This window comes from Paraburkholderia sp. SIMBA_030, from assembly GCF_046535245.1.
Taxonomy (GTDB): Bacteria; Pseudomonadota; Gammaproteobacteria; order Burkholderiales; family Burkholderiaceae; genus Paraburkholderia.
This window is the reverse complement of sequence record NZ_JAWRXB010000033.1, coordinates 46,270-70,803: the sequence shown is the minus strand read 5'-3', so window position 1 is coordinate 70,803 and position 24,534 is coordinate 46,270. Positions and strand designations below refer to the sequence as shown.

General features: G+C 63.2%; 19 protein-coding genes. 11 read left to right on the top strand and 8 right to left on the bottom strand.

Translation table 11 applies throughout. The features are described 5' to 3' along the window. Nucleotides 1-59: 59 nt before the first annotated feature. The 3 genes from SB772_RS37185 to SB772_RS37175 form a co-directional block, all read right to left on the bottom strand. A complete protein-coding gene (locus SB772_RS37185; protein WP_410838104.1) occupies nucleotides 60-1,229 on the bottom strand; it encodes an extracellular solute-binding protein in 1,170 nt (389 codons plus the stop codon). 260 nt (nucleotides 1,230-1,489) lie between these two features. Next, complete coding sequence (locus tag SB772_RS37180) at nucleotides 1,490-2,428, bottom strand: SMP-30/gluconolactonase/LRE family protein (protein WP_410838103.1); 939 nt, start codon at nucleotides 2,426-2,428, stop codon at nucleotides 1,490-1,492. Continuing rightward, nucleotides 2,418-2,615: a hypothetical protein gene (locus SB772_RS37175; RefSeq protein ID WP_410838102.1), complete on the bottom strand. Its 198-nt coding sequence runs from the start codon at nucleotides 2,613-2,615 to the stop codon at nucleotides 2,418-2,420. The genes SB772_RS37180 and SB772_RS37175 overlap by 11 nt, the downstream gene beginning before the upstream one ends. 473 nt (nucleotides 2,616-3,088) lie before the next feature. On the opposite strand from SB772_RS37175, the gene SB772_RS37170 reads away from it, so the two are divergent. Next, on the top strand, nucleotides 3,089-3,793 hold the full coding sequence (locus SB772_RS37170; protein WP_410838101.1) for a helix-turn-helix transcriptional regulator: 705 nt from the start codon (nucleotides 3,089-3,091) through the stop codon (nucleotides 3,791-3,793). Here SB772_RS37170 and SB772_RS37165 read toward each other — a convergent pair. Then, a complete protein-coding gene (locus SB772_RS37165; RefSeq protein ID WP_410838100.1) occupies nucleotides 3,777-4,091 on the bottom strand; it encodes an XRE family transcriptional regulator in 315 nt (104 codons plus the stop codon). The two genes, SB772_RS37170 and SB772_RS37165, sit on opposite strands and share 17 nt — an antisense overlap. Nucleotides 4,092-4,243: 152 nt before the next feature. Here SB772_RS37165 and SB772_RS37160 point away from each other — a divergent pair, with 152 nt between their 5' ends. After that, nucleotides 4,244-4,837, top strand: coding sequence for an acyl-homoserine-lactone synthase (locus tag SB772_RS37160; RefSeq protein ID WP_410838099.1), 594 nt, complete (start codon nucleotides 4,244-4,246; stop codon nucleotides 4,835-4,837). Between the two features lie 66 nt (nucleotides 4,838-4,903). On the opposite strand, the gene SB772_RS37155 is transcribed toward SB772_RS37160, so the two are convergent. Then, complete coding sequence (locus SB772_RS37155; RefSeq protein ID WP_410838098.1) at nucleotides 4,904-5,593, bottom strand: FadR/GntR family transcriptional regulator; 690 nt, start codon at nucleotides 5,591-5,593, stop codon at nucleotides 4,904-4,906. Between the two features lie 291 nt (nucleotides 5,594-5,884). Here SB772_RS37155 and SB772_RS37150 point away from each other — a divergent pair, with 291 nt between their 5' ends. The 9 genes from SB772_RS37150 (at nucleotide 5,885) to SB772_RS37110 (ending at nucleotide 18,601) form a co-directional block, all read left to right on the top strand. Next, nucleotides 5,885-6,367 carry a universal stress protein gene (locus tag SB772_RS37150; RefSeq protein WP_410838097.1) on the top strand — a complete coding sequence of 161 codons (483 nt, stop codon included), beginning with the start codon at nucleotides 5,885-5,887 and terminating at the stop codon, nucleotides 6,365-6,367. 132 nt (nucleotides 6,368-6,499) lie between these two features. Further along, nucleotides 6,500-7,276 (top strand): fumarate/nitrate reduction transcriptional regulator Fnr, encoded by a 777-nt coding sequence (gene fnr, locus SB772_RS37145; RefSeq protein ID WP_410838096.1) that lies wholly within the window; start codon nucleotides 6,500-6,502, stop codon nucleotides 7,274-7,276. 132 nt (nucleotides 7,277-7,408) lie between these two features. Further along, nucleotides 7,409-8,746, top strand: a complete 1,338-nt coding sequence (locus SB772_RS37140) for an SUMF1/EgtB/PvdO family nonheme iron enzyme (protein ID WP_410838095.1) — start codon at nucleotides 7,409-7,411, stop codon at nucleotides 8,744-8,746. A gap of 558 nt (nucleotides 8,747-9,304) precedes the next feature. Next, nucleotides 9,305-10,057: a beta-propeller fold lactonase family protein gene (locus SB772_RS37135; RefSeq protein ID WP_410838094.1), complete on the top strand. Its 753-nt coding sequence runs from the start codon at nucleotides 9,305-9,307 to the stop codon at nucleotides 10,055-10,057. After that, nucleotides 10,054-10,218 carry a hypothetical protein gene (locus SB772_RS37130; RefSeq protein WP_410838093.1) on the top strand — a complete coding sequence of 55 codons (165 nt, stop codon included), beginning with the start codon at nucleotides 10,054-10,056 and terminating at the stop codon, nucleotides 10,216-10,218. Before SB772_RS37135 ends, SB772_RS37130 begins: the two co-directional genes overlap by 4 nt. 388 nt (nucleotides 10,219-10,606) lie before the next feature. Beyond that, nucleotides 10,607-12,577, top strand: a complete 1,971-nt coding sequence (locus tag SB772_RS37125) for an alkaline phosphatase family protein (RefSeq protein WP_410838092.1) — start codon at nucleotides 10,607-10,609, stop codon at nucleotides 12,575-12,577. A 198-nt stretch (nucleotides 12,578-12,775) separates the two neighbouring features. Beyond that, the gene (bcsA, locus tag SB772_RS37120) at nucleotides 12,776-14,887 is read left to right on the top strand and encodes a UDP-forming cellulose synthase catalytic subunit (RefSeq protein WP_410838091.1); all 2,112 of its coding nucleotides are present in this window, start codon (nucleotides 12,776-12,778) and stop codon (nucleotides 14,885-14,887) included. After that, nucleotides 14,850-16,418, top strand: a complete 1,569-nt coding sequence (locus SB772_RS37115) for a hypothetical protein (protein ID WP_410838090.1) — start codon at nucleotides 14,850-14,852, stop codon at nucleotides 16,416-16,418. The genes bcsA and SB772_RS37115 overlap by 38 nt, the downstream gene beginning before the upstream one ends. A 2-nt stretch (nucleotides 16,419-16,420) precedes the next feature. Further along, nucleotides 16,421-18,601: a hypothetical protein gene (locus SB772_RS37110; RefSeq protein WP_410838089.1), complete on the top strand. Its 2,181-nt coding sequence runs from the start codon at nucleotides 16,421-16,423 to the stop codon at nucleotides 18,599-18,601. 38 nt (nucleotides 18,602-18,639) lie between these two features. Here SB772_RS37110 and SB772_RS37105 read toward each other — a convergent pair whose 3' ends face one another. From SB772_RS37105 to SB772_RS37095, 3 genes are all read right to left on the bottom strand, one after another. Next, complete coding sequence (locus SB772_RS37105; RefSeq protein WP_410838088.1) at nucleotides 18,640-19,764, bottom strand: porin; 1,125 nt, start codon at nucleotides 19,762-19,764, stop codon at nucleotides 18,640-18,642. A gap of 59 nt (nucleotides 19,765-19,823) precedes the next feature. Beyond that, entirely contained in the window at nucleotides 19,824-21,485 is a 1,662-nt protein-coding gene (locus SB772_RS37100; protein ID WP_410838087.1) for a fatty acid--CoA ligase, read from the bottom strand. Nucleotides 21,486-21,667: 182 nt separating this feature from the next. Continuing rightward, nucleotides 21,668-24,367 (bottom strand): LuxR C-terminal-related transcriptional regulator, encoded by a 2,700-nt coding sequence (locus SB772_RS37095; RefSeq protein WP_410838086.1) that lies wholly within the window; start codon nucleotides 24,365-24,367, stop codon nucleotides 21,668-21,670. Nucleotides 24,368-24,534: the final 167 nt, after the last annotated feature.

The following is a 24,534-nucleotide window of genomic DNA, read 5'->3' as shown; positions in this document are numbered from 1 at the left end:
CGGTTTCCTGATACGGACGACGCGCGAATCGCGACGGCCTCACCGGACTACGTGGCCGACTACCGGGTCTTCTGCGCGCCGACTTCGCTGTCCCACTTCCTGAAAGCCGCGACCATCGCGGTCGCGTTCAGCGGCAATACATGCGGACGCTCGGCCAGCAGCTTCGCGTACTCAGGCCGCCCGTACTTCTTCAGCACATCCTGGCTGTGCGCCGGCGCCTGTTCGACGCTCACGCCCTTGATCGCGGGACCGGGATAGAAGTAACCATCGTCATAGGTCATCGCCTGCTGTGCCGGTTCGAGCATGAAGTTCATCAGCTTGTAGAGCACATCGAGCTTTTCCTTCGGCACGCCCTTTGGAATCACCATGTAGTGCGCGTCGTTCACCCACGTCATGTTGTCGAATGCCTGTACGCGGAATTCCTCCGGCACGATGCCGAGCGCGCGCGGATTGATGTCCCAGCCGGTCACCGTCACGGTCATGTCGCGCGTGCCCTCGCCGAGTTCTTTCATCACCGCCGAGGTGCCGCCCGGATAGTAAGGAATGCAATCGTTCAGTTGCTTGAGGAAAGCCCACGTCTTGTCCCAACCGTGAATCGGGTCTTGCGGATCTTTATCGCCGAGCACGTATGGCAGCCCCATCAGGAACGTGCGGCCCGGCCCCGAATTCGCCGGGCGGGCGTAGATCAGCTTGTCCGGATGCGCCTTGCACCACTGCAGCAATTGCTCGGGCGTCTTGGGCGGATTGCTGACTTTGGCGGGGTTGTATTCGATCAGCGGGCCGGCCGGCATATACGCGACTTCGAGCCCGAAGCCTTGCGCGAGATCCTGCATCTTGCGCGGACCCGGCGCGTATCTGTCGAGCACGCCGGGGAATGCCGCCGCATTGTCCGGCAGCAACTTCATCCATAGGTTCTGTTCGATGCCGGCGGCCAGTGCGTCGGTGCCGGTCAGCACGAGGTCGATGTCGGAGCGGCCCGCAGCCTGCATCGCCTTGATCTTGCCGGGCAGTTGCGGCGCCGGCGCGTTCGTGAACGTGAGGTTAGCGATAAGGTTCGGATACTTCGCCTTGAACGCCTCGAAGCCCTTTTGCGTGAGCTGAAGATCGCCGGCGACGTCGACGATGTTCAGCGTTACCGGATCCGCCGCGTGCGCGGCAGATGCAAAGGCGGCGCTCGCCGAGAGACATACGGACACCAGCCTGAGCGTCAATCTGCCAGAAACAGTCATTGCGTCTCCTCGCTTCTTCGTATGGATGTCCGCCGGTCGAATGCGGTGCTGGCGGTGTCTTTATATCAACGCAACATAGCGAAGCTCAACTGCCGATGTCAAGCAAATTAATGGTTGGACGGTGCGGCTCGGAAAATCGGCTATATATGCCGCAAGTCTTTATCTTTCAATGATTTTCTTGGCCTGACCAAGGGCAAACCCGAAGCCGGATGGCGACTTGAATGAGAACTTGTCAGGCAACCTCGAACTCGACCTGGTGTTCACCCGCCCTGCATCCCCTGCGTGTTCACATAAAGCGAATACAAGCCATGGCTTGCCGCCATGAACAGCCGGTCGCGATGCCGCCCGCCGAAACAGACGTTCGCGCAACGCTCCGGCAAGGCAATGTGGCCGATCAACTCGCCTTGCGGCGTGAAGACGCGCACACCGTCGAGTTCATCGTGGCCCATGCCCCAGCCGCACCACAGATTGCCGTGAATATCGACGCGAAACCCGTCCGGCGTGCCCGGCCCGGCGTCGATCAGCACGCGGTTGTTCGAGAGCGCGCTGCCATTGCCGCCGACGTCGAACGCGCGAATCTTGCGCGGCTCGCCCCGCGATTCGACCACGTACAGCACGGACTCGTCCGGCGAAAACGCGAGTCCGTTCGGTCCGAGCACGTCGTCGGCGACCACCGTGACTTCGCCGGTTTGCCCATCGATACGATAGACGCATGCGGCCAGTTCCGACTCCTGCCGCTCGCCCTCGTAGAAGCTGTCGATGCCGAAGGTCGGATCGCTGAACCAGATCGAGCCGTCCGATTTCACGATCACGTCATTCGGCGAATTGAAGCGCTTGCCGCGATAACGATCGGCGAGCACCGTAATCGAGCCGTCGTATTCGGTGCGTGTCACGCGCCGTGTCAAGTGCTCGCATGTGACGAGGCGCCCCGCGCGATCGCGCGTGTTGCCGTTCGCATTGTTCGACGACTGACGAAACGTCGTGACCGTGCCGCCCGGTTCATCCCAGCGCAGGATGCGGTCATTGGGAATGTCGCTCCACAGCAGATAGCGGCCATCGCCGAACCAGACCGGCCCTTCCGACCAGCGTGCGCCCTGATACAGACATTCGACTGAAGCGGACGCGAGGGTCAGCGCCTTGAAGCGCGGATCGAGGATATGAATGGCGGGATCGGGATAGCGTCGGCTGTTATCGCTCATGCTTGTGCTTTGGGTGATTGAAGGTTGTAGGCGAAAGCCGCTTGAAGCGCCGCTCGTTGAGCGAGGCAAATGCGCTGTCAATGCGCCGCAGACGACCTCGCGGCGAGTAATCGGCGCGGCGTGCGAGCGACGGCACCGCCATGACCGCAGCGGCGAACTCGCTGTCGAGAATCGGAGAATCGTTCAAGACGCCTCAAACGGGAACGGGATTCGACGTTTAAGGTAGCACCGGGCGCGGATAGGTATCAAACAACTTCGAAAACGTTTACGGCCCGCTTTGAATCCAGCATTAATTTCCGACCAAGTCGAATTAAGGTCTTTTTTTCCGAATTCCCGTAAGTGCAGCGATTGTCCGTGCGATTGAAAATGTATCCGTCAATCGAAATCGGCAGGGCACGAAGCCGCGAAAAATTAACCGCTATATCCCTGTGTTTATAGCAACGGAACCGAAAAAATCCGATATAAAGAGCAAATCGTGTGTTCCTTCGCACAACCCGCGCCGCTGCCATTTCTTTCGAAATAAAGACCGGATTTACAAAGTAATTTTTAGTGTTAGATTGTGGCAATAAAACAGCCGGACGGAAGGCCGTACCGCAATTAACCGCAACGGGTAGTTTGCGATCTGAGAGAGTTAAATTGCCGCTACACTTTATCGAGCAGATGGCTCCGCTACTGAACGCCGCAGATGAAGCGGAATGGTTCGGTGCCATCGCAGGGCTTGCCGAGACATGGGGCTTCGATCGGATCTTGATCGCCATGCTGCCGCGCCCGACCATTCGTCTCGAAGACGCCTACGTGCGCAGCACCTATGCGCCGACGTGGCGCCGCACCTATGACGAGCAGGGGCTCGTGCACATCGACCCGACTGTCGCGCATTGCGCGACGCGCGCGACGCCGCTGATCTGGTCGCCGGACATCTTTACGACCGCCCCGCAGCAATCGATGTATGAGGAAGCCCGCTCGCACGGCTTGCGCGCCGGGGTGACGTTGCCGATCCATGGCCCGAACCAGCAGGCCGGCATGATGTGCTTCGTCAACGACAGCAATCCGACCGAGGCATTCTGGCGCCATGTCGACGTAGCCCTGCCGAATCTCGTGCTAATGCGCGATCTGGTGATCGACACCAGTCAGCGCCATCTGAATACGCACACTCAGACCTTATTGCCCAAGCTCACGCCGCGCGAACGCGAATGTCTGAAATGGACCGCGCGCGGCAAATCCACATGGGAAATTTCCCATATCCTGAGTTGCTCGGAAGCCGTCGTGAACTTCCACATGAAAAACATCAGGACGAAATTCGGTGTGAATTCGCGGCGCGCGGCGGCCGTCATCGCCGCGCAGCTTGGACTCATTGACCCGGGTTGAGCCAGGCGGCGTCGCGGCTGTACAGCACCCGCTCGGCCCGGCCGAGATCGGCGTCGGAAACGGTCTTGGTGAAGTAAAGGCCCAGCAGGATCGCCACCGGTGCCGGGATTTCGGCGCCCGATTCGAACCGGCTGCCACGCGATTGCGTCACGCCGAAGCGCGCCCAGAAGCGGCGCTGGCTCTCTTTTTTCTTCTTGCGGTAGGCAATGATCAGAACGCGATCCACCGCCGACGACGGTTCCGCAGGGCGGGGTTGGATGCCGGGTTGCGGTTGCCAGTGATTGTCGAGAAGTTCCATGTCGTGTCCTGTCGGTTGATGGCTGATGCTTATCTCGATTTTGCTTTACCCGATAAGCATGCACACCTATCCAGGTAGGTAGGTGGCAGAACGATTCAAAATGCATAAGTTTTCTTGCGTATTGGGTAACCCAACACGTTCAGGAGAACGTCATGCAAACAGCGATCCGGATTGGAATGCGGCAGGAATTCGACAACGCGGACATTAACGAGATGTACCGCCTGCGGGCCCGGGTATTCCACGGGCGGCTCGGGTGGGACATCCCGACCATCGCGGGCATGGAAATCGACGGCTACGACGCGCTCGGGCCGCACTACATGCTGATTCAGGGCGACGATCACCACGTGCGCGGCTGTTGGCGCCTGATGCCGACCGAGGGCCCGAACATGCTGAAGGACACGTTCCCGCAGCTGCTGCATGGCGCGGCGGCGCCGGTCGGGCGGCATATCTGGGAATTGAGCCGGTTTGCGATCGAAACCGGCGGTGAGGAACAGTCGTTCGGTTTTGCCGACCTCACGATGCAGGCGATTCACGAACTCGTGACGTTCGCCGACCGGATGGGCATCACGCACTACGTCACGGTCACCACCACCCCGATCGAGCGGTTGCTGCGCAAAACCGGCATCGAGATCAGCCGACTCGGCTCGCCGTTGCAGATCGGCGTGGAGCGCGCCGTGGCGCTGGATATCGCGGTCAGCCCGAAAACCCGCACTGCCCTGTTCGGGCCGATGGCCGTGGCCGCGTAGCCGCAAGAAGCCCGGGCCGACACCGGAGCGCGGCTGCGGCGGCCCAGTGCCGGCGCGTGGCGAAGTTCAGGAGCCGAACATCCGGTCGAGCGCATTTTCGAGGTGCGCTCGCATCGCCTGACCGGCGGCCGGACCGTCCTTCCGACGGATCGCTTCAAGCACCGCCAGATGCTCGGCCTGCACGAGCCGCTGCCGTTCGACGGTCTTCACCAGCGACAGATTGCGCGACAAATTCATGCTGAACAGGATCTGTTCTTCGATGAACGACATGACCGTGATAAAAAACGGATTCTTCGACGCGCGCGCCACCGCCAGATGGAACATGAAATCGTCTTTTGCACCGATACCCTGGGTTTCGATGATGCGCTCCAGTTCATCCCACGCGCGCTCGATCGAGGAGATGTCGTCGGCATCGGCTTTGAGCGCGGCCTGTTCGGCGGCGCCCGCTTCGGTCACGATGCGAAATTCATAGCAGCGGCGGATGTCGGACAGCGTTTCGAGCGGCGCGAAGCGGCGCACGTCCGGATCGGGCCGCCGCGCGACCGTGGTGCCGGAACCGTGCCGGGTCATGACGATGCCGTCCGCCCGCAGTCGCGCCAGCGCCTCGCGCACGGTCGGCCGCGAGGTCTCGAAGCGCTCGGCTAGCGCATGCTCGGTAGGCAGCCGGTCGCCTTCCTTGTACTCGCCTTCGAGAATCCGATTGAGGATGTCGCCGTAGATCTTGTCGGGCAAGGCCGTCGTTTTGCGCTCGTTCATCGGCGATGCTGAGCCAGCTTGTCTGAATAGGCTTTGATTGTAAGGCAAACCCGGGGGCTATCCTGGTTCGCGCAGGCGTTTCAGGTTGACGCGCAGGCCGGAAACGCTTGCTGCGCGGTACTTGTCACGCGATCCATCGAAGCAGCACAATTTGACAAGTGTTTGATTTACATCCTGCCCGAGGTGCGCCTGTTTCAGCGATCATTTAAGCTTGCGTAGGTAACAAATCGTCAATGACCGCGGTCGTGCGCAATGGCCGCGGCACCCGAATCCTTCAGACGCGGAGTTGATATGTACGCACGCATCCTTGTAGCGGTCGATGGCAGCGATACCTCGCGCCGCGCGTTCGAGGCAGCACTGGCGCTCGCCAAATCCACGGGCGCTGTTCTGCAGCCGTTCTACGTCGTCGAAAACACGCCGATGTATTTCGAAGCGCCTGGCTACGATCCTTCGATTCTCCGCAACCGGCTGGTCGAGCAAGGCAAGGAACTCGGCGCGGAATTCGCGCAGGCCATGCGCGATCAGGGCGTAAAAGGCGAGCTCGCGGTAGGCGAAGCATCGTCGCTCGACGACGTGTCCACCGTGGTGCTGAAAGCCGCTGCCGCTTTCAACGCCGACCTGCTGGTGATGGGCACGCACGGCCGGCGCGGTTTTCAGCGCCTGATTCTCGGCAGCGTCGCCGAGCGCTGCGTGCGCCAGGCCAGCTTGCCGGTGCTGCTGATCCCCTCCGCTGCGGGCAAGAGCAGCGAAGCCGGCGCTCAACCGGACGCATAGCAGTACATCACCACACGCGGAAGCGTGACATCGCGCAAGCAGCCTCGCTGCGCGAACGCGTCATTTTGCCGCGAAACGCGGGCCGCACGCGGTGGGACAATCAGCCATTACCCCGATAAATGGCTGCTAAACATGCTTAATCCTATCGCTGTTACCGCCGATTCCGCTGTTCCTCCATCCGTGCGCGGCCGCGGTCGTGCTGCGCCGTTGCGGGCGAGCGGGCGCAGCGCCGCGCGCTGTTCGAACTGTTCGATGCGTCAGCTCTGCATGCCGCAAGGCCTGTCTCCAGACGACATGCCGAAACTCGAAGCGTTGATTTGCACAGCGCGCTCCGTGCAGCGCGGCGAAGCGTTGTACCGCAGCGGCGACCCGTTCGACAATCTTTACGCCGTGCGGTCCGGTTCGATGAAAACCGTCATGGCGCACCGTGACGGCCGGGAGCAGGTTACCGGCCTGCGCCTCGCCGGCGAAGCGCTCGGCCTCGACGGCATCAGCGAAGACGTGCACGCGTGCAGCGCCCTGGCGCTCGAAGACAGCACCGTTTGCATCATCCCCTACACGGCGCTCAAAACGTTGTGCCGCGAAATCGGTTCGATGCAGGAACGGCTGCACAAACTGCTGGGCGAACAGATCGTCCGCGAAGCCGCGCAAATGATGGTGCTCGGCTCGTTGTCGGCGGACGAACGGGTCGCGGCATTCCTGCTCGACGTATCCGAGCGCAACGCGCAACGCGGCTATTCGTCGGCGGAATTCAACCTGCGCATGACGCGCGAAGACATGGGCAGCTACCTCGGCATGACACTCGAAACCGTCAGTCGCACCCTGTCGAGATTTCAAAAACGCGGACTGATCGACACGCAAGGCAAGCACATCCGGATCGTCGATCTCGAAGGCTTGCGGCAGCTTTAAGCCGGGCGCGCAGGACCGGGCCCGCGCAGCCACGTCCCCCGTCTACCTCTTTTCGGTGCGCTTTCGCCTTGGCATGGCTCCTGCGAGCGGGTACAGTCTTTAGTCCGTCCCCCCGCAAGGAGGCTTGGCGAAATGAATCGCGACCCCGCCCCGCATCACCCGCTCGTCCAGCGTCTGATCGACGCGCGTCACGTCACCGACGCACTGTTCTCCATCGTCAAACCCGAGTTTCTGTATGACCGGCCGATCCGCGAGCGTCACCGGATCGTGTTTTACATCGGCCATCTGGAAGCCTTCGACCGCAACCTGCTGGATCAGCGTCTGTGCGACCTGCCCGCGTTCGATCCGCAGCTCGACCAACTCTTCGCGTTCGGTATCGATCCCGTCGACGGCGGGTTTCCCACCGATCAACCAGCCGACTGGCCGTCGTTCGACGTCGTGCGCGGCTATGGGCTGCGCGCCCGTGAGCAGATCGACCGTGCGCTCGGTGCGCTGAGCAACTCGGCTCGTATCGGCCACGATGGTACGCAAGGCGGTGCGGCCGAGCAGTTGCTGAACGTTGCGATCGAGCATCGGCTGATGCATGCCGAAACGCTCGCGTACATGCTGCATCAGTTGCCGCTCGCGCAAAAGATCGACGACTTACGCGAACCGGTGACAACGCGCGTCGAGCGCGTCGCGATCAATGCATCGATGGTCAAGGTGCCGGCCGGGTCGACGGTACTCGGCATGGCGCGCGAAAGCGGCCGCTTCGGTTGGGACAACGAGTTCGGTGAATTGCGCGTCGATGTGCCCGCCTTCGAGATCGATCGCCACATGGTGACGAACGGCGCGTTTCGCCAGTTCATCGAGGCGGGCGGCTATCGTGAGCCGAAGTGGTGGTCGGACAAGGATTGGGCGTGGAAGGAAGCCGAGCGGATCGAACACCCCGCCGGCTGGTCGCAGCGCAGTGACGACCACGAGCGCGGCAAGGACGGCGCATGGACATTACGCACGATGTTCGATGAGGTGCCCCTGCCGCTCGATTGGCCCGTGTACGTCAGCCACGCCGAAGCCAGCGCTTACGCACGCTGGGCCGGCAAGACACTCCCCACGGAGGCGCAATGGCAACGCGCGGCACACGGCACGCCGCACACTGCGTCGGGCAATTTCGATTTCCAAAGCTGGAACCCGCAGCCGATCGGCGCGTATCCGGATAACGTGAGCGCGTTCGGTGTCGAAGGTCAGTTCGGCAACGGCTGGGAGTGGACTTCGACGGTATTCGACGCACTGCCGGGCTTCGAAGCGTTTCCGTTTTATCCCGGCTATTCCGCCAATTTCTTCGACGGGCAGCATTACGTGCTCAAAGGCGGCTCGGCGCGCACTGCGCGATGCATGCTGCGGCCGACTTTCCGCAACTGGTTTCAGCCGCACTATCAGTATGTTTATGCGGGGTTCAGGTGTGTGCGGGTGTGGCCATTTAACCAATAGTTGACCCAAAATGTCACTTATCGCTTTACCGAGAAAATTGCCATCTATCGCCTAACTGCAACCGAAGGATGCACGACAGATGGAGGGCAGGGCAAAACCTCAGCGCAGTCGGGATGTGACGGACCCTGAAGCCCGCAGGCCGCGCGGCTCGCGCAACGCGGCCGTCGCTTAGCTGTTGCTGAACGTCTGGTCCACAAAGGCGCGCAGTTGCGAAAGATCGCCCTCGCTGTACGACGGCTCTATAGCCGTGAGCGGCCAGTTGCGTCACGACTGCGAGCGACCGTGTGCCATATGACAATCGCTGTTGTAACAATATGTAATCATCGAATCCTGCTTGGAACACGTCATCCTATTGACATTCGGCGGTGACTTAATACCGCTTTGTTAGCCAAGTCCCACTGGCCGATGAGAAGTTCGCTCGACGGCCCTGTTCGACATATCCAGAAATTACATTCCGGCACATCTCCACAGCGTATGGCGACGCAGCGGCGCCGGGTCATGCCTGTCATGCCAGATCTGTCGCCGGTCCGGCATGGCTATTGCGTAATGAGGAATCCTATGAAAATAAAAACCCGCAATATCGTGACCGGGCTCCGGCTCGGCGTCATCATGTCGGCCGTGCTGCTCGCAGCGCAGTCTCACGCTGACAACCTCAGCGCCGTCGACACCGCACGCGTGCCCAGCGGTCAGTCGATCACGCCGTTGGTCGTGCACGGCGCGGTCCAGCAATATCTGAATCCAGGCCTGCCGGCCCATCCGAATTTCGTGGCTGGCGAAGCCGTGCGTTCGCAGTTGAGCCCGAACGGCAAGACGCTCGCGATCATCACCGCGGGCCAGAACTCGCTGTATAACGCGGACGGTTCGGTCGACACGGCCAACTCGACGCAGTACATCTTCCTGTACGACGTGTCGGGCGCGAACAAGACCCGGCCGCAACTCCAGCAGGTGATCCAGCAGACGAACGCATTCGTGGGCCTGGTGTTCTCGCACGACGGCAACACGCTGTATGCAACGGGCGGCAAGGATGACGTTGTCCAGGTTTACACCCAACACGGCGGCGCATGGGTACAGTCGGCCACGATCACGCTCGGCCATAATGGCAAGGGCGTGGGGATCGGCGTGCAGCCGAACGCGGGCGGTCTCGCGCTTTCGGCCGACGGCAAGACGCTCGTCGTGGCCAATAGCTACAACGATTCGATCAGCGTGATCGATACCGCGTCCAGCTCGGTGCGTTACGAGCACGATCTGCGCCCGTTCTTCTCCGGCAACGAGGGCACGCCGGGCGGTGTTGGCACCAGGACAACGAAGTGATGGGCTTCCTGCACAACCACATCAAGCACGTGATCTACATCGTCAAGGAAAACCGCACGTACGACCAGATCCTCGGCGATCTCGGCAACGGCGGCAACCCGCGCAGCGCGAGCGCTCGTGGAAAACGAACCGAACCCGACTTCCGCGAAGGGCTCGGCTGAGTTGTGTATAACGCTATGGCTTTAGCTGTTCCCTGATCTTGTGAAGATCGCGCATTTTTTTGCGCAATTTTTCGATATTTTTTTTCATGCATTCGTGTTAAAGCGCCGAAATAACGGCAATGGAAATAATGCGCTCGCGGCCTTTGTTGCAAGCACATCGTTGTCGTCAAATTCAGTGCAGCGGGCGAATTATGCAATACAGATCGCATTGAAAGTTATTTGTTAGAAAATTCACATGCCATCGACTTTTTTTGTCTCCATATCGTCATTGCCAACCTATAATTTCTCTCCGTCGTAATGCTTTGTAAGAGATAGGCGGCGTCTCCACGCAGAGCGCTGCTCGTCGTTACCACACGCCACATTACCGTTTGCTCATCCGGGTAACGTCATGGAGGCGTTCGTGAAGAAAATTGCCAATGTAATTAGTACACCCGCATTTAGAGGCGGCCTGCTTTGCAGCGTCGTTTCCTTCGCGCTTGCCGCGGCTATCTGGCCGACAGTCGCACAAAGCCAGCAGGCCGCAGCAGCGGCAGCAGCCGCGGTGAACACCGCGTCGCCGATCAAGCATGTCATCGTGGTGGTCGGCGAGAACCGCACGTTCGATCACGTATTCGGCGCTTACACGCCGCGCCAAGGTCAGACGGTGGCGAACCTGCTGTCGAAGGGCATCATCACGGCCGATGGCCGCCCAGGACCTAACTTCGCGCTAGCCGCGCAATACACGGCCAGTGCCACGGATCCGAAGCGCTTCGATATGGCGCCAGGCGGCAAACAGCCCTATACGGTGCTCCCGGCACCGAATACCGGCGGTACGGCAAGCACGCCGAGCGATACCAATCCACCGCCGTTCGCGACGCTCGCCGCAGCGCAGGCCGCCGAGGGCACCATGATCGAGCCGTGGGACGTCGTGCATCTGACCACCGGTGCGAGCGGCGTGCCGCAGCATAGCGTCGATACGCGCTTCGGTTCGAACACGTATAACCTGCCGAACGGACCGTATCAGATTTCGCGCGTCGGTCCCGACTACGATCAGTACATCAACAGCCCGGTACACCGCTTCTACCAGAATTGGCAACAGGCCGATTGCAGCCTCGAGCACGCCACGCTCGATAATCCGAGCGGTTGCCAGATGGACCTGTTCGCGTGGGTTGAGACCTCGATTGGAGCCGGTTCGAACGGCAAGCCGCAGCCCGCGAATTTCAACGACGAGACCACTGGCGAAGGCGCGACCGCGCTCGGCTATTACAACGTGAATACCGGCGACATGCCGTATTTCACACATCTTGCGCGCCAATTCACGATTAGCGACAACTATCACCAGCCGGTGATGGGTGGCACGGGCGCGAACAGCATCATGATCGGCACGGCTGACGCGCTCTACTACACGGACGGCAACGGCAATGCCACGAAACCGCCCGCCGATCAGATCGAGAATCCGCTGCCGCAGCCGGGCACCAACAACTATTACACGCAGGACGGCTATTCGGGTGGTTCGTATACCAACTGCTCGGACAGTCATCAGCCCGGCGCCGGCACGCTGCGCCACTATCTGGACCGTCTGCCGTACAAGCCGGACGCGAAGTGCGAGCCGAACACGTATTACCTGCTGAACAACTACAACCCCGGCTACAACGGGGACGGCACGGTCAATACGAGTACGTTCACGATCCCGCCGTCGCCGGTGCGCACGATCGCCGATACGCTGATCGAGAAGAACATCACGTGGAAGTATTACGGCGAAGGCTGGAATACGTTTGTGAAAACGCCGGCCACTAGTGTCTACTGCAATATCTGCAACCCGTTCCTGTATGAAACCGCGATCATGACGAACCCCGCGCTCGTCAGTTCGCATCTGCAGGACACGACGGATCTGTACGCGGACATTGCGAACGGCACGCTGCCGGCGGTTTCGTTCGTGAAGCCGGGCGGTCTGCTCGACGGGCACCCGGAGTCGTCGAAGTTCGGGCTCTTTGAATCGTTCGTGCACAAGCTGGTCGACAAGGTGCAGCGCGACCCGAGCCTATGGGCTTCGACGGCGATCCTGGTCACGACCGACGAAGGCGGCGGCTACTACGACTCAGGCTACATCCAGCCGGTGGATTTCTTCGGCGACGGCCCGCGTATTCCGATGATCGTCGTGTCGCCATACTCGCGCGGCGGCCGTGTCGTGCACCAGTACTCGGATCACGCGTCGATCCTGAAGTTCATCGAACGCAACTGGCATCTGAAGCCAATCACGCACAGAAGCCGCGATAATCTGCCGAATCCGATCCAGTTGCAGACGCATCCGTATGTGCCGGTCAATTCGCCCGCAATCGGCGATCTGTTCGACGCGTTCGAGTTTCCGCGCACGCCGTAACGGTGTGGCGTGGCAGGCAGAGCCGGACCGGCTCTGCCGATCTGGAGGATTGCACCGCGCGGCCGGCCTGGCGCGCGGTCTTTTTTTACTGCTTAAAACTCGCCGATTATCGGCGAACCCGATTCGAATGGCACAATTCCGATTTAGCGGATACTTCTCGTACGAAACACTGCCGCGCCAACAATACGGGTATCAGGCATGCAGCAGACAATCCATGGGATGACCGCGCTCACGTTGCTGGTGGGGCTTGCCGTACTGGCCGTCCTTTCAGTCGGCTTGCCTTACCCCGTAGCCAATGCCCTACTTTTTATTGCGCTGTTCGGGTTGCTCGCCGCTGTGCAGACGCCCGCCACCCGACCGCTGCTGCTTGCTTTCAGCGGCTTCGTCATCATCAGGTACATCGCGTGGCGCTTCGAATCGTTCCCGATCCATGGCGGCCTGCCCACGAAGATCGCCGCCGCCGCACTGCTGGCAGCCGAATTCTATTGCATGGGCGTCGTTCTGCTCGGCTATTTCGTCAGTGTCCGGCCGCTGGAGCGTCAGCCGCTGCCGCTGCCCTCCGATCCTGACGCGCTTCCGATGGTCGACGTCTTCATTCCGACCTACTCGGAGCCGTTCTCGGTCGTTGCCCCAACGGTGTGCGGCGCAGTCGAACTCGACTATCCGAAAAGCCGCTTCCGCGTCTACGTGCTCGACGATGGTTTTCCCCGATCCAGAAGCGCGAAAAACCCCGAGCAACGGCAGGCGCTCGCCGAACGCGCCGAGCGGTTGAAGGCGCTATGCGCAAGGCATGGCGCCATCTATCTGACTCGCGAATCGAACGAGCACGCCAAGAGCGGCAATCTGAACGCAGCGATGCAAGGCACGTCAGGCGAACTGATCGCCATCCTGGACGCGGATCACGTGCCGACGCGAGACTTCCTGCGTTCCACCGTCGGCTTTTTCATGCATGACTCGAAGGCCGCATTGGTGCAGACACCGCATTTCTTTACCAACCCGGACCCGCTCGAGAAAAACCTCGGTTTGTTCAACCAGATGCCGGCTGAGAACGACCTGTTCTACCGTGTCGTTCAGCCGGGGTTGGACACCTGGAATACGTCGTTTTTCTGCGGCTCCGGCGCTGTCGTCCGGCGCGCCGCCATTCTGGAAGTCGGCGGATTCTCGACGGACTCCATTACCGAAGACGCTTCGACTTCCGTCAAGCTGCATCAGCGAGGCTGGCGTTCGGTGTATTTCGGCCGGCCGATGGTCGCGGGTCTGCAGCCTGAAACGATTTCGGGCTTTCTGGTTCAGCGCATCCGCTGGGGCGTCGGCATGATGCAGATTCTCATGAAGCAGAATCCGTGGCTGGTTCGGGGGCTGACGCCTGCTCAGCGCTTCTGCTATTCTTCGGTCGGCCTTTTCTGGTTCTTTCCGTTCGCCCGCCTCGTCACTTTCCTGATGCCGATTCTCGGCATCGTGTTCAAGCTGCCGTTGTACCCGGGCGGGACGGACAACCTCGTCGGCTACACACTTCCCTATCTGTTCGTCGTGCTTTTGACGGCTGAGCGGCTGAACGGACGCTTCCGGCGGATCTTTTCCTCCGAACTCTATGAAACGCTTCAGGCGTTTTACATGCTGCCCGCCCTCGTATCGGCCCTCGTGCGCCCCAACGCGCCGACGTTCAGCGTCACGCCAAAGGGAGAGTTGAGCGCGACAGACTTCATCAGCGAATTCCGTCTGCCGTTCTACGGAATGTTTGTCTGTTGTGCGATTGGCCTCGTTTGGGGCATCGTCCGGATGGTTCACGAACCCGCGGCGCGACCCGTCCTGACAGCGGCCGTGCTGTGGATCACCTTCAATCTTTTTCTGAGCTTCGGCGCCCTCGGTGCGCTGTTCGAGAAGGCGCAGCGCCGCGCGAGGCCGCGCATCGATATCGACGAGCCGATCACCGTCGTCGGCCAGTTCGGCGAACAGGAGGTACAACTCCTCGATGCCAATGAACTGGGCTTGCGGGTCCGCGTTCCCGACGGCATGGTGCTGGATCGGTTCGAAGTCAGGTTCCAGCACCATCTGCTGGCCGCGCACGTCATTGCGCCCGTCCATGCGTCGGAACACGAATATGCCGCGCTCTACGCCCCCCGGTCGCCGGAAGAAGAGCGGGCTGCCGTCGTCCTTGCTTATGGCGACAGCGACCGTTGGATGCGCCAGTGGAAGCGGCGAGAGGCATCGGCAAACTTCGTCAAGTCCCTGTTGGGCATGCTCGCCATCTCGCTCAGAGGCGCCCACGCCCATGCGCGTCACGTCGGCCGCAAAGGCTTTCATGGCTAGGTGGCGCGTTCGCACTCTTGCCGCGTGCCTGCTGAGCCTGGCCACGCTGTCCGCAACCGCGCAGACGGTGACACGGCCGTTTTCCGCGCTCCGCCCAACCGGCGACGCAGCCGCTGCCGCTCATGCGCTCGTCGTCGAACTCTCCCCTCGCGAAGCACTGAGCGGGGTGCATCTTCGTCTTGCGGCAGCGGCTGCGCTGCCGGCCGGGGCCAGATACGTGGTCTGGGTGAATGGCGCGCAGGTGGCGGAGGCCGACGCGAACGCGGCCGAGCAGATCCTTGCGCTCTCGCCGAATGCCTTCGTGCCCGGCACCAACAGCATCCAGCTGGCACTCATGCCGCGCTCGGCGGCGATCAGCGCGGAGACCGCGCTCGCCAATCTTGCGCCCATCGACGACGCGCGCTCTTCCGTGTCGCTGGACTTCGCCGGCCTGCGTCCCGACACGGCGCCGACCTTGGCGCAGCTTCCGGTCGCATTCGACCGGAGGGCATGGATGCCGCGCACCGTGACCGTCGAGTTGGGAGGCGATTCGACATCGCCGGAGCAACTGCGGGCGGCGGCACTCGCGGTGCAAGGCGTCGCAGCGCGCATGCGGCAGGTCGATGTGACCGCCGCCTATCAGGGCGAAAGCGCGACCGGCGCGCCGGACCGCGACCCGGCTTCGTGGATGATTGCTCCCGAGGCGGCGCTCGCCGGCGATGTACTGCTCGTCGGCACACGCAAAGCGCTCGCGGACCTGTTGCCCGCGCCGGTGGCGCGCGCCATCACGGGCCCGTTTCTCGGCCTCTATGCCGCCAACGAGGGCAAGTCCGTTATTGTCGTGCTCTCGGGCATCACCGATGCCGATTGCGTGCATGCCGCGCAAGCGTTCGCGGACACGGCGATGGTGTTCCCGGCCCGCAGCGCCATCGCGCTCGATGAAGCGACGGCCATTCACGCGCCGCCAACGCGTCGCGCTGTTTCGTTGGGGCAGAAGGACCCGGCGCTCGTGCGCGCCGCCCTGAATTTCGCTGCGATCCAGGTCCGGGCAACAGGCGTGCCCGCGGACTTTACCTTCACGTTCTCCAGTGACAGCGCGAACGCCGATCTCTTTTTCGGTCGGGACGCTGCGCTCTCCGCGCACTTGCGTCGCCAGTTGCCGGTCTATCCGGCCTTGCAACCGGGACAAGCGGTGTCGCTCCCGGGCAGTGTCGGCGTGCAACGGTTCATCGCCGTGCTCGGCAACGGCACGGCGTCGGTGGCCGGCGCCATCGACATGTTGCGGCAGCCGGCCACGTGGTCGCTCTTTACCAAGGGGCCGACGCTTTTCGACACGACCGCACAGTCGGCTGTACCGCTTACGCTCGGGAAGCGCTCGCCCGTCGCCACGCTCCGGCTGCAGCTTGACGACCTCAGGGTGTTCTGGTCCGTGTTGGTCGCACTGCTCGTCCTTTTACCCTTCTTCCTGAACGTCGCGTTGAAGGCACAGGTGGCGAAACGGCTTGACGCCGGTGACCATTCGCCCTCTTCTGCTACGCCTCCGAAGCAATAAACATGAATCGCACGCTCATCGCAGCAGTTGTCGGCATTCTCTTCTCATGGCAAGGCTTCGCAGGGGCGGCACAGCTTGGCGCCTCGCCGAACGCGAGCCCAGAATCCGCAACGCCGGCGTCCGGGCCGGACGTATGGGGCAATTCGCCGGCTGCGCAAGGTTCAGTCAAGTTGGCTCAGCCGCCCGTTCCGCAGAGCCCCGTCAAGCCCGGACCGCCGCCCGTACCGAAGACCCGCGCCACTGCGCATCCGGGAAAAGCGCCGCGAACCGAGGCGTCCGCCTGTACGAACCTGCCAACGAAATGGAACCACGCGCAAGCATTCGCCGACGCCGGCCGCGCACCGCAAGCCTATACGCTCTATTTAGAACTGCTTCGCGCCTGCGCGGATCCCGGCGAACTCGCAGGTACGGCCTGGAAGGCCGCGAAAGCGCTGCCCGCGGCTGAGCTGGATCGCCTGCTCGCGGATCCCGTGTTCGACAAACCGTCGTTACGCACGGTCCGCACCGACCTGCGGCTGCAACGCATGTACTCGGACAATACGGCAGGCGACTACGCCGGCGCACTGGCCTACTCGCGAGCGCTGCGCGCCGATTCGTCCGTGCAGCTCGACGCCTCGGCGCTGGAAGTGTCGGGCTGGCTCGAAGACCGCGCCTATGACGACAAGGCCGCAGAGCATCTATTTCGCGAAGCCTCGCAGAGCGCTAAAGATCCGGCATCGGCACGGCTTGGGCTCACGCTGTCGCTCATGCACCAGCAACGGCTCGCGGAAGCGGAAGTCGAATCGCGCGAGCTGGCAACGCCGGACGGCAAGCGTCTACACGCCGCCATCGCGCTTGCCCGCTCCAAGGACTCGGGCGACCCGGCGCAGGTCGACGCCGCGCTCAAGCTCGTCGATGAGACGGGCGGCGCGACCGATCCGGCGACACGTGCGCTTGCCGGATGGGCCTTGCTCAACACCCAGCGCCCGCAGCAAGCCGAGCAAATCTTTGCGAAGCTCCATCAGGAAGCGCCCGGCAACGAAGAATATTTGCAGGGCCTCGCGTTTGCTTCCGCCGCAAACCGCGACTACCGGATGCTTGGTACGCTCGTGGGCAACAACGCCCCGGGCACCCCTCCGCTCGCCCGCCAGACGCTGGCGGAGCACGATGAACGCCGTGGCCTGTACGATCAGGCGCGTGCCCTGACGGGACATCCTTCCGAGGGACAGGAACCGGCGCTGCAATCGCTGTTTACCGTCGACCGGAAATCCGGCACGGCGGGGCAGGACAAGCTGACCGTCTGGACCGTACCGCAGCTGTCGGTCACGTTGTTGCCGACGCCGTCGTTGTCCGTGCGAATCGAGGGCGCGGCCCTACGGCTCGACAACGGACAGCAACACGCGTGGGGCAAGCTGCTGGGCGGCACGCTCAGGAGCGAGCTCGGACAAGGGGTGCTGACCGCGGGCGCAACAGTCGAAGCGCCGGGTGAAGGCCCGACGCAGGTGTTCGGCAAAATCCAGTATCAGCAAATCGCCGAGCGCGAGGACGAATTCGTCCGAATCACCGCCAGCCGCGACGGCATCTACGATTCGCTTCGTGCCTTCGAGGGGGTGCCCTCGGGACCGGGGCCGGCCACATCGTCCTCGCTCGAAATCGCCGCGCGCGAGGCGATCGGCAGCAGCGCATTCCATGTGGGTGAAACGCTCTCCGGCGGCGCTGTCACCGCGAGCGGAACGGCGGTCAACCCGTTCTACGCCGCGAGCCTCTCGTTCACGCGAGACTTCCGCGCCAAAGGCTGGAGCTGGCTCAATGCCGGACCGGAGATACGCATCGGCTCATACCGTTACGACGCCAATCGGTATGACGGTCCCTACGCGGGCTACTGGAGTCCCAAATCGAACCGTGAGGCGGGACTCGTCTTCTACGCCCAGTCGGACGAGGGCGGCCGGTTCCTCTTCAAGACCGGTGGCCGTGCCGGCTATGCGACACGCGAGCTCTACACCGGCCGCGCGTCGGGGGCGTTCGGCGAGGACACCACGACCGTTGCCGGACTCGTTTCGCCACATGTGATCGCCGGCGCGGGCGTGGGCTACCGCGCCTCGCCCGGCTATCACGACATGAGCCTGTTTGCGTGGCTGAAAATTCCGTTCGAGCCACGCGGGCATCTTCGCGCCGCCGATCTCGTGACCCCGCGCGGCTTCTAACCATCAGCCGGACGACGCCGGCCGGTCTACCGGTCCACTCAGAAGTTGTGGCGCAGACCGACCATGACCGCCGTGGTCGAAATGCCCGGCGCAACCGGCTGCCCGTAGACGATCGTCTGGTTCATGCCGCCCTGGTTGTTGACGTGGCCGACCTGCGCGTAAGCCAGCGTGCGCTTCGAGACGTTGTATTCGGCGCCGATCGCGATCTCGGTCGACTTGTTCGACGAATGGTTCTTGTCCTTCAGGTAGTAAACACCGGAGGTCACCTTGAACGCAGGCGAGAAGCGATAGCCGAGTCCCGCAGAATACATGTCCAGGTTGACCTGGTTCGAATGGGCAGGATTCCTGCCGTTCGCATAGGAAGCGGAAAACGAAAAACCGGCGATTGAATAGAGCGCGCCGAGATAGACAAAGCGGTTGTTGTCGACGCCCGTGAGCGGCGCGCCCGGCGCGGGGTTGGTGTCATGCCCGTTGTAGTAGACAGCAGCCAGATTGAGTCCGTAGTTCGCGTATTTGAGGACCGCCGACTCGCGCGTGCCACCCTGCCATTGACCGGCTACGCCGCCGGGTGAGTATTCCAGTCCAAGCGATACGCCGCCGAAAACCGGCGACTGGTACACCAGCGCGTTACTGTCATAGAGCGCGCCGATCGGCGCATTCGTGCTGGTGCCCGGCCAGCCGGCCGCCTGGTTCAGGCCGAGCCACGCGGTCAGAATGCTGCCGAAATACTGGGCCGAGCGCACGTCGGTATCGGCCATGGCATAGATCATCGGCACGATCTGGCGGCCCGCGGTGAAGGTGCCGACCGGCCCCGAAACACCAATCGTCGTGAACTGATTGAACGCCGCGGCGGCGCCGGGTGTGTCGGAAAGGCCGGATTTGCCCGTCCCGGTGTCGAACGAGCCCTGCAGTCTGAAGTTGACCTTGTAGCCGCCGCCGATATCCTCGCTGCCCCGGATGCCCCAGATACTCGAGTAGATGCCGCCGTCCTTGAAGCGGAACACCTTGCCGGTGTTCGGCGCTTTCGCCGAGAACGTCGCCGCTGAACTGCTTTGGTACAGGATGCCCGAATCGACGATGCCATAGAGCGTCACCGACGATTGGGCATGTGCGACGCCTGTCCATATGAGCAGCGTGGCGGCTGCGGTCAGTTTCATCTTCATTGTGTCTCCATTGTTTTATCGTTACCGCCGCGCGAGAACGGCGGGGTCCAGCATTGCAATCAGTCGAATCGTTGGCGCAGCACCTTCTTGTCGATTTTGCCGACGCTCGTCTTTGGGATCTCCTCGACAAACGCGATGCGCGCGGCGTCGGGCACCGCATAGCGGCTGATCCGGTTCGCCTCCGCGAGCGCGAGCAGATGCGAGCGGACCTCGCTGCCGGTCAACGACGCATCCGGCTCGCACACGATGAAAGCCTGGGGACGCTCGCCCCACCTGTCGTCCCTCACGCCGACCACCGCGCTTTCGCGCACACCCGCAATCGCATTGATCAGCCCCTCGACCTCGATCGACGACACCCATTCGCCGCCGGTCTTGATGACGTCCTTCATGCGATCGACGATCTGTACGTAGCCATCGTGCGTGAGCACGGCAACATCCTGCGTGTGCAGATAGCCGCTCGCCCACAGCGCTTCCGAAGCGTGCGGCTTGCCGTGATATCCCTGCGTGAGGAACGGCGCGCGCAATACGATCTCCCCCTGGCTGCAGCCGTCGCGCGCAACATCGTGCATGTCGGCGTCGACCACGCGCAGCTCGACCATCGGCACCGGCCGTCCGGCCATGCAGCGCCGGCGAACGTCTTCGTCGATGCTGGCCGGCGCCGCGCCCGGCGCGCTCTGCGAAAGGGCGACCACCGGCCCGGTCTCGGACATCCCATAGCCGGAAAACACATCGATGCCGCGCGCCAGTGCCGCCCGGCACAGCGTTGGCGACAGCGCCGAGCCGCCGATGATCATCTTCCAGCCGGAGAGGTTCTGTCCGTCGCGCAAAGAGGCGTCGAGCAGCATCTGCAGCAAGGTGGGCACGCAGTGCGAAAACGTCACCTTCTCGTTCGCTTTCAGCTTCAGCAGCGTGTCGGGCTGATAGCGGCCGGGCAGCACGATCTTCAGGCCGAGCAGCACGGCGATATAGGGCATCCCCCACGCGAGCACGTGGAACATCGGCGTGATCGGCATGTAGACGTCTTCACGGTGCAGCCGCTGCCCCTCGCGAGGCGAGCACAACGTGGCTGCCGTCGCCAGCGCATGCAGCACGATCTGCCGGTGGCTGTAGAACACGCCCTTCGGATCGCCCGTTGTACCGGTGGTGTAGAAGAGCGCCGCGCGAGTATTCTCGTCGAAGTCCTCAAACGGGAAGTGCTCGGCGGCGGCCGCGAGCAGCTGTTCGTATTCTCCGGCGAACGGGATCGACGGCACGTCGTGCGCGTCGCCGTCGGCGGCGACGATCACTTCGCGCACACCGCGAAGTTCACTGCGAATCTGCTCGACGAGCGGCAGAAAATCCGTGTGCACGATCAGCACTTGCGCATTCGCATCGTTCAGCGCGTACGCGATCTGCTGCGCGGACGTGCGCACGTTGACCGTGAACATCGTGGCACCCATCATCGGGATAGCGAAATATCCTTCGAGATAGCGATGGCTGTCCCAATCCATGATCGCCACGGTCGACCCATGCCGCACACCGAGCGAAGCGAGCGCATTGGCAAGGCGGCCGATGCGCCGGTTCAGCCCGGCGAACGTGTGGCGCCGCTCGCCGCGATAGACGATCTCCTGTTCCGCCGATACGGCAAGTGCATTCACCAGCAACTGCCTGACGAGCAGCGGATAGCCATAGGCCGACGGCGTGGGTGTGATGAGCGGGTCGGACGGATCGAACTGTTGCACGGAAATGCTCTCCTGCACCGGGAATCGTGGCGGCATCGTGCCGGTTAGTGCAGGCAAGAATACGCAAGGCCCCGCGTGCGAACCCCTCCCGCAGCGGGAGGGGTATGGAAAACACTCAGTGATGGCCGGCACGGCAGGCGTGCACCGGCACCGGTGCGCGGCACCTGCCGCCTGAAGGCCCGTCAGCCCTCTTCGAGCAGGCCGAGTACGAGCGCGCGACGCACCGCATGCTTGCGCGAGCTGGCGTCGAGCTTGCCGAACAGGTTCTTCAGGTGCCACTTCACCGTGCCCTCGCCGACCGTCGCGGCCACGGCGATTTCCTTATTCGACAGGTTGCGCGCGAGCAGTTCGAGGATTTCGCGCTCCTTCGGCGTCAGCACGACGCTCGGCACCGCGCGTGGACTGCCGGTGCCGCGCAAGGCAGGCGGCCGTGCAATGCGCGGCACGGCGATCGCGTGAGCGGCGTCGGCGGAATCGGCCTGCTCGGCGCTCACCCGTCTCGCCCAATCCGCCAGTGCCGGATGCGCGTCAGCCAGCGTACGCGTCAGATCGTAGGTCTGCGCGAGGTTCATCGCCTCGCGCAGCAGGGGCCGGCCGTTCGCACCCGTCTGTTCGAGCGCGAACGCGCGCAGCGCCATCAACTCGATCCGTGGCACACCGAGCCTTTGCGCCTGCGCGAGTTCCGCCGCGTCGGCGAGCGTGCGCAACGCGCTGTCGTCGCGCCGGGCCGCCAGATCGGCGCGCGCACGCGCGAGCACCTGCAGCAGAGCGACCGAGCTTTGCCACAAAGGCCCTTGCGGTGTTGCTGGGTCAGCCATGATCCCGTCGATGCTACGCACCAGCGCGTCGCATGTCTGCGCGCGATAACGGCTCGCGTGAATACGCACCTGCTCGGCGATACTCGCGATGCACAGGCGTGGCAGCCGTCGCGCGAGGCCCATCGCGTGCAGCGCTTCGAGCAGGTCGAGCGCGCGATGCTCGCTGCCGCGCACGCCGGCGATGCGCGCGGCGGTGCAATAGGCCAGCATCACGGTCTCGGGCGTGCCGCCGCGCTCCAGCACGTCCAGCCGGTTCGCCAGCAGCGCGGCCGCCTTGTCGACCCGATCGGCCTCGTAGCTGAGCGCCGCGCAGATCGCCGCGAACATGCAGGTAAGCGGATGCCGCCGGCCCAGATCGGCTTCGGCGCTCGTCAGCGCCGGCATCACGACCTCTTCGGCGAGACGCAACTGGCCTTCCCGCAAATAGCTCAAGCCAACGATGTGATCGCCCCAGCGCGCCACGTAGCCGTGCCCCTTGCCCACTTCGCCGCGCGGCACGCGCTGCTGAAATCGTCGCGCCTGAGCCGGTTCGCCAAACAGGACCGAGCGCGCCGACAGACGGTTGGCGTGGATCTGCGCAAGCCATGATGCGCCGTCTGGCGGATGGTCCGCCCACGGCTCGAACAGCTCGACAAAACGGTCAGGTTCATCTGCGTAATAAGCGGCCGCGCTCAGGATCAGCGCGCACTCGTAGCGCAACTCCGTATCGACGCCCGGCGCCGCGAGAACGCGCTCGACCTGGCAGCGGGCTTCCTCGTGCCGCTGCCCAAGTGCGAGCGCCCAGGCCGCGGCGAGCCGCAGACGCGGCCGCCGCTCCAGTTCCGATTCCGGCAGCCGGTCGAGCCAGTCGAGCACGGTGCCCAGATGTCCCTGCTTGACTGCATCGTGCAGCCAACGGTCCGCCAACTCATAGGCCGTCTGGTGCTGTCCCGCCGCGAGCGCATGATGTGCGGCCTCCTGCAACATCCCTTGAGCCGCGAGCCACGTCATCGCTCGCGTATGAAGCGTGGTCTGCGCGTCGGCGTCAAGTGCCTGCAACCGCTCGCGCAGCACGTCGCGCACGAGCATGTGCAAGCGGCACCACGGGCCGTCCTCGGACGTGATGAACACCGGGGTTTGCCGCACGAGACTCAGCAGCCGCTCAGGCGCGCCGGCGTCGCCGGTCAGCGCCGCGCACAGGTCGGGATGCAGCATGTCGACGACGCTGATGCGCGTCAGAAACGCCTCGTCTTCGGGCGATAGTTTGGCGAGCAACGCGCCCACGAGCTGATCGCGCGCCCTGCCCGGACCGGTCGCCAGCGATTCGACGGTCTGACGCGGGTCCGCCGCGTGCGCCATCGCGGCAAGCGCGAGTTGCAGGCCGAGCGGCCAGCCGTCGGTGGCTTCGAAGAGCCGCGCGCAGGCATCCGCGTCGATGCGCGGGCCGAAGCGGTTGCCGATCAGCGCGATTGTCTCGTCGAGGCGAAAGCGCAGCGCCTCGGGACCCACCAGCATCGCCTGTCCATAGGCGAGCAGATCGCCGAATGCCACTTCGAGGCCGCCGCGCGCGGCGACGATGACCCGCAGGTTCGGCGGCGCATTGTGCAGCACGTACGCGAGCACCTCGGCGCCGTCGGCCGGCATCCGGTCGGCGTCGTCGATGAATAGCACGACGTCGAGCGACAGCCGCGCCACTTCGGCAAGCCACGCAGTCGCGCCGTCCAGGTTGCCCGCCACCGCAGTCGCGCCGTCGAGCAAAAGGCGGCCGAAGCCAGGCCGCGCGCACGCGGTGCGCATCGCGTGGACGAGGCCAGGCAGAATGTGTTCGGCGTCGTCGCGCTCGTCGGCAAGCAGCCATGCCACGGCGGCGCCGGCTGCCAGATGCTCGCGCCGCCACTGCGTGAGCAGCGAGGTCTTGCCATAGCCGGCAGGCGCTTGCACGAGCACGATCGGCTGGTCGTTGAACGACGGTCCCACCGCGCTCAGGCGCGAACGCGTCAGCAGATGGAGCGGTGCGCGCGGCGCGATCGTCTTCAGGACGATTTCTGTCGTAGCGGGTTCATTGCCGAAGGAAGTGGAGGACATCTGGCGCGGTTGGACGACGTTCCGGGGCGGCAGGTGCGGGATGCTTTTGCCGACAGTACGGTTACAGGATGGGGGGGATTGTTTGCGTGCGTCAAGCCCCTCCCTTGCCGGGAGGGGCGCACGACGCGCCGACGCACTACGCTATGGTTCAACGGGCATGCGGCATG

Excerpts from the sequence above, each read along its gene's own strand:
- SB772_RS37185 (WP_410838104.1), bottom strand. The coding sequence starts at position 1,229 with ATGACTGTTTCTGGCAGATTGACGCTCAGGCTGGTGTCCGTATGTCTC.
- SB772_RS37180 (WP_410838103.1), bottom strand. The coding sequence starts at position 2,428 with ATGAGCGATAACAGCCGACGCTATCCCGATCCCGCCATTCATATCCTC.
- SB772_RS37170 (WP_410838101.1), top strand. The coding sequence starts at position 3,089 with ATGGCTCCGCTACTGAACGCCGCAGATGAAGCGGAATGGTTCGGTGCC.
- SB772_RS37165 (WP_410838100.1), bottom strand. The coding sequence starts at position 4,091 with ATGGAACTTCTCGACAATCACTGGCAACCGCAACCCGGCATCCAACCC.
- SB772_RS37160 (WP_410838099.1), top strand. The coding sequence starts at position 4,244 with ATGCAAACAGCGATCCGGATTGGAATGCGGCAGGAATTCGACAACGCG.
- SB772_RS37155 (WP_410838098.1), bottom strand. The coding sequence starts at position 5,593 with ATGAACGAGCGCAAAACGACGGCCTTGCCCGACAAGATCTACGGCGAC.
- SB772_RS37150 (WP_410838097.1), top strand. The coding sequence starts at position 5,885 with ATGTACGCACGCATCCTTGTAGCGGTCGATGGCAGCGATACCTCGCGC.
- fnr (WP_410838096.1), top strand. The coding sequence starts at position 6,500 with ATGCTTAATCCTATCGCTGTTACCGCCGATTCCGCTGTTCCTCCATCC.
- SB772_RS37140 (WP_410838095.1), top strand. The coding sequence starts at position 7,409 with ATGAATCGCGACCCCGCCCCGCATCACCCGCTCGTCCAGCGTCTGATC.
- SB772_RS37135 (WP_410838094.1), top strand. The coding sequence starts at position 9,305 with ATGAAAATAAAAACCCGCAATATCGTGACCGGGCTCCGGCTCGGCGTC.
- SB772_RS37125 (WP_410838092.1), top strand. The coding sequence starts at position 10,607 with ATGGAGGCGTTCGTGAAGAAAATTGCCAATGTAATTAGTACACCCGCA.
- bcsA (WP_410838091.1), top strand. The coding sequence starts at position 12,776 with ATGCAGCAGACAATCCATGGGATGACCGCGCTCACGTTGCTGGTGGGG.
- SB772_RS37115 (WP_410838090.1), top strand. The coding sequence starts at position 14,850 with ATGCGCGTCACGTCGGCCGCAAAGGCTTTCATGGCTAGGTGGCGCGTT.
- SB772_RS37110 (WP_410838089.1), top strand. The coding sequence starts at position 16,421 with ATGAATCGCACGCTCATCGCAGCAGTTGTCGGCATTCTCTTCTCATGG.
- SB772_RS37105 (WP_410838088.1), bottom strand. The coding sequence starts at position 19,764 with ATGAAGATGAAACTGACCGCAGCCGCCACGCTGCTCATATGGACAGGC.
- SB772_RS37095 (WP_410838086.1), bottom strand. The coding sequence starts at position 24,367 with ATGTCCTCCACTTCCTTCGGCAATGAACCCGCTACGACAGAAATCGTC.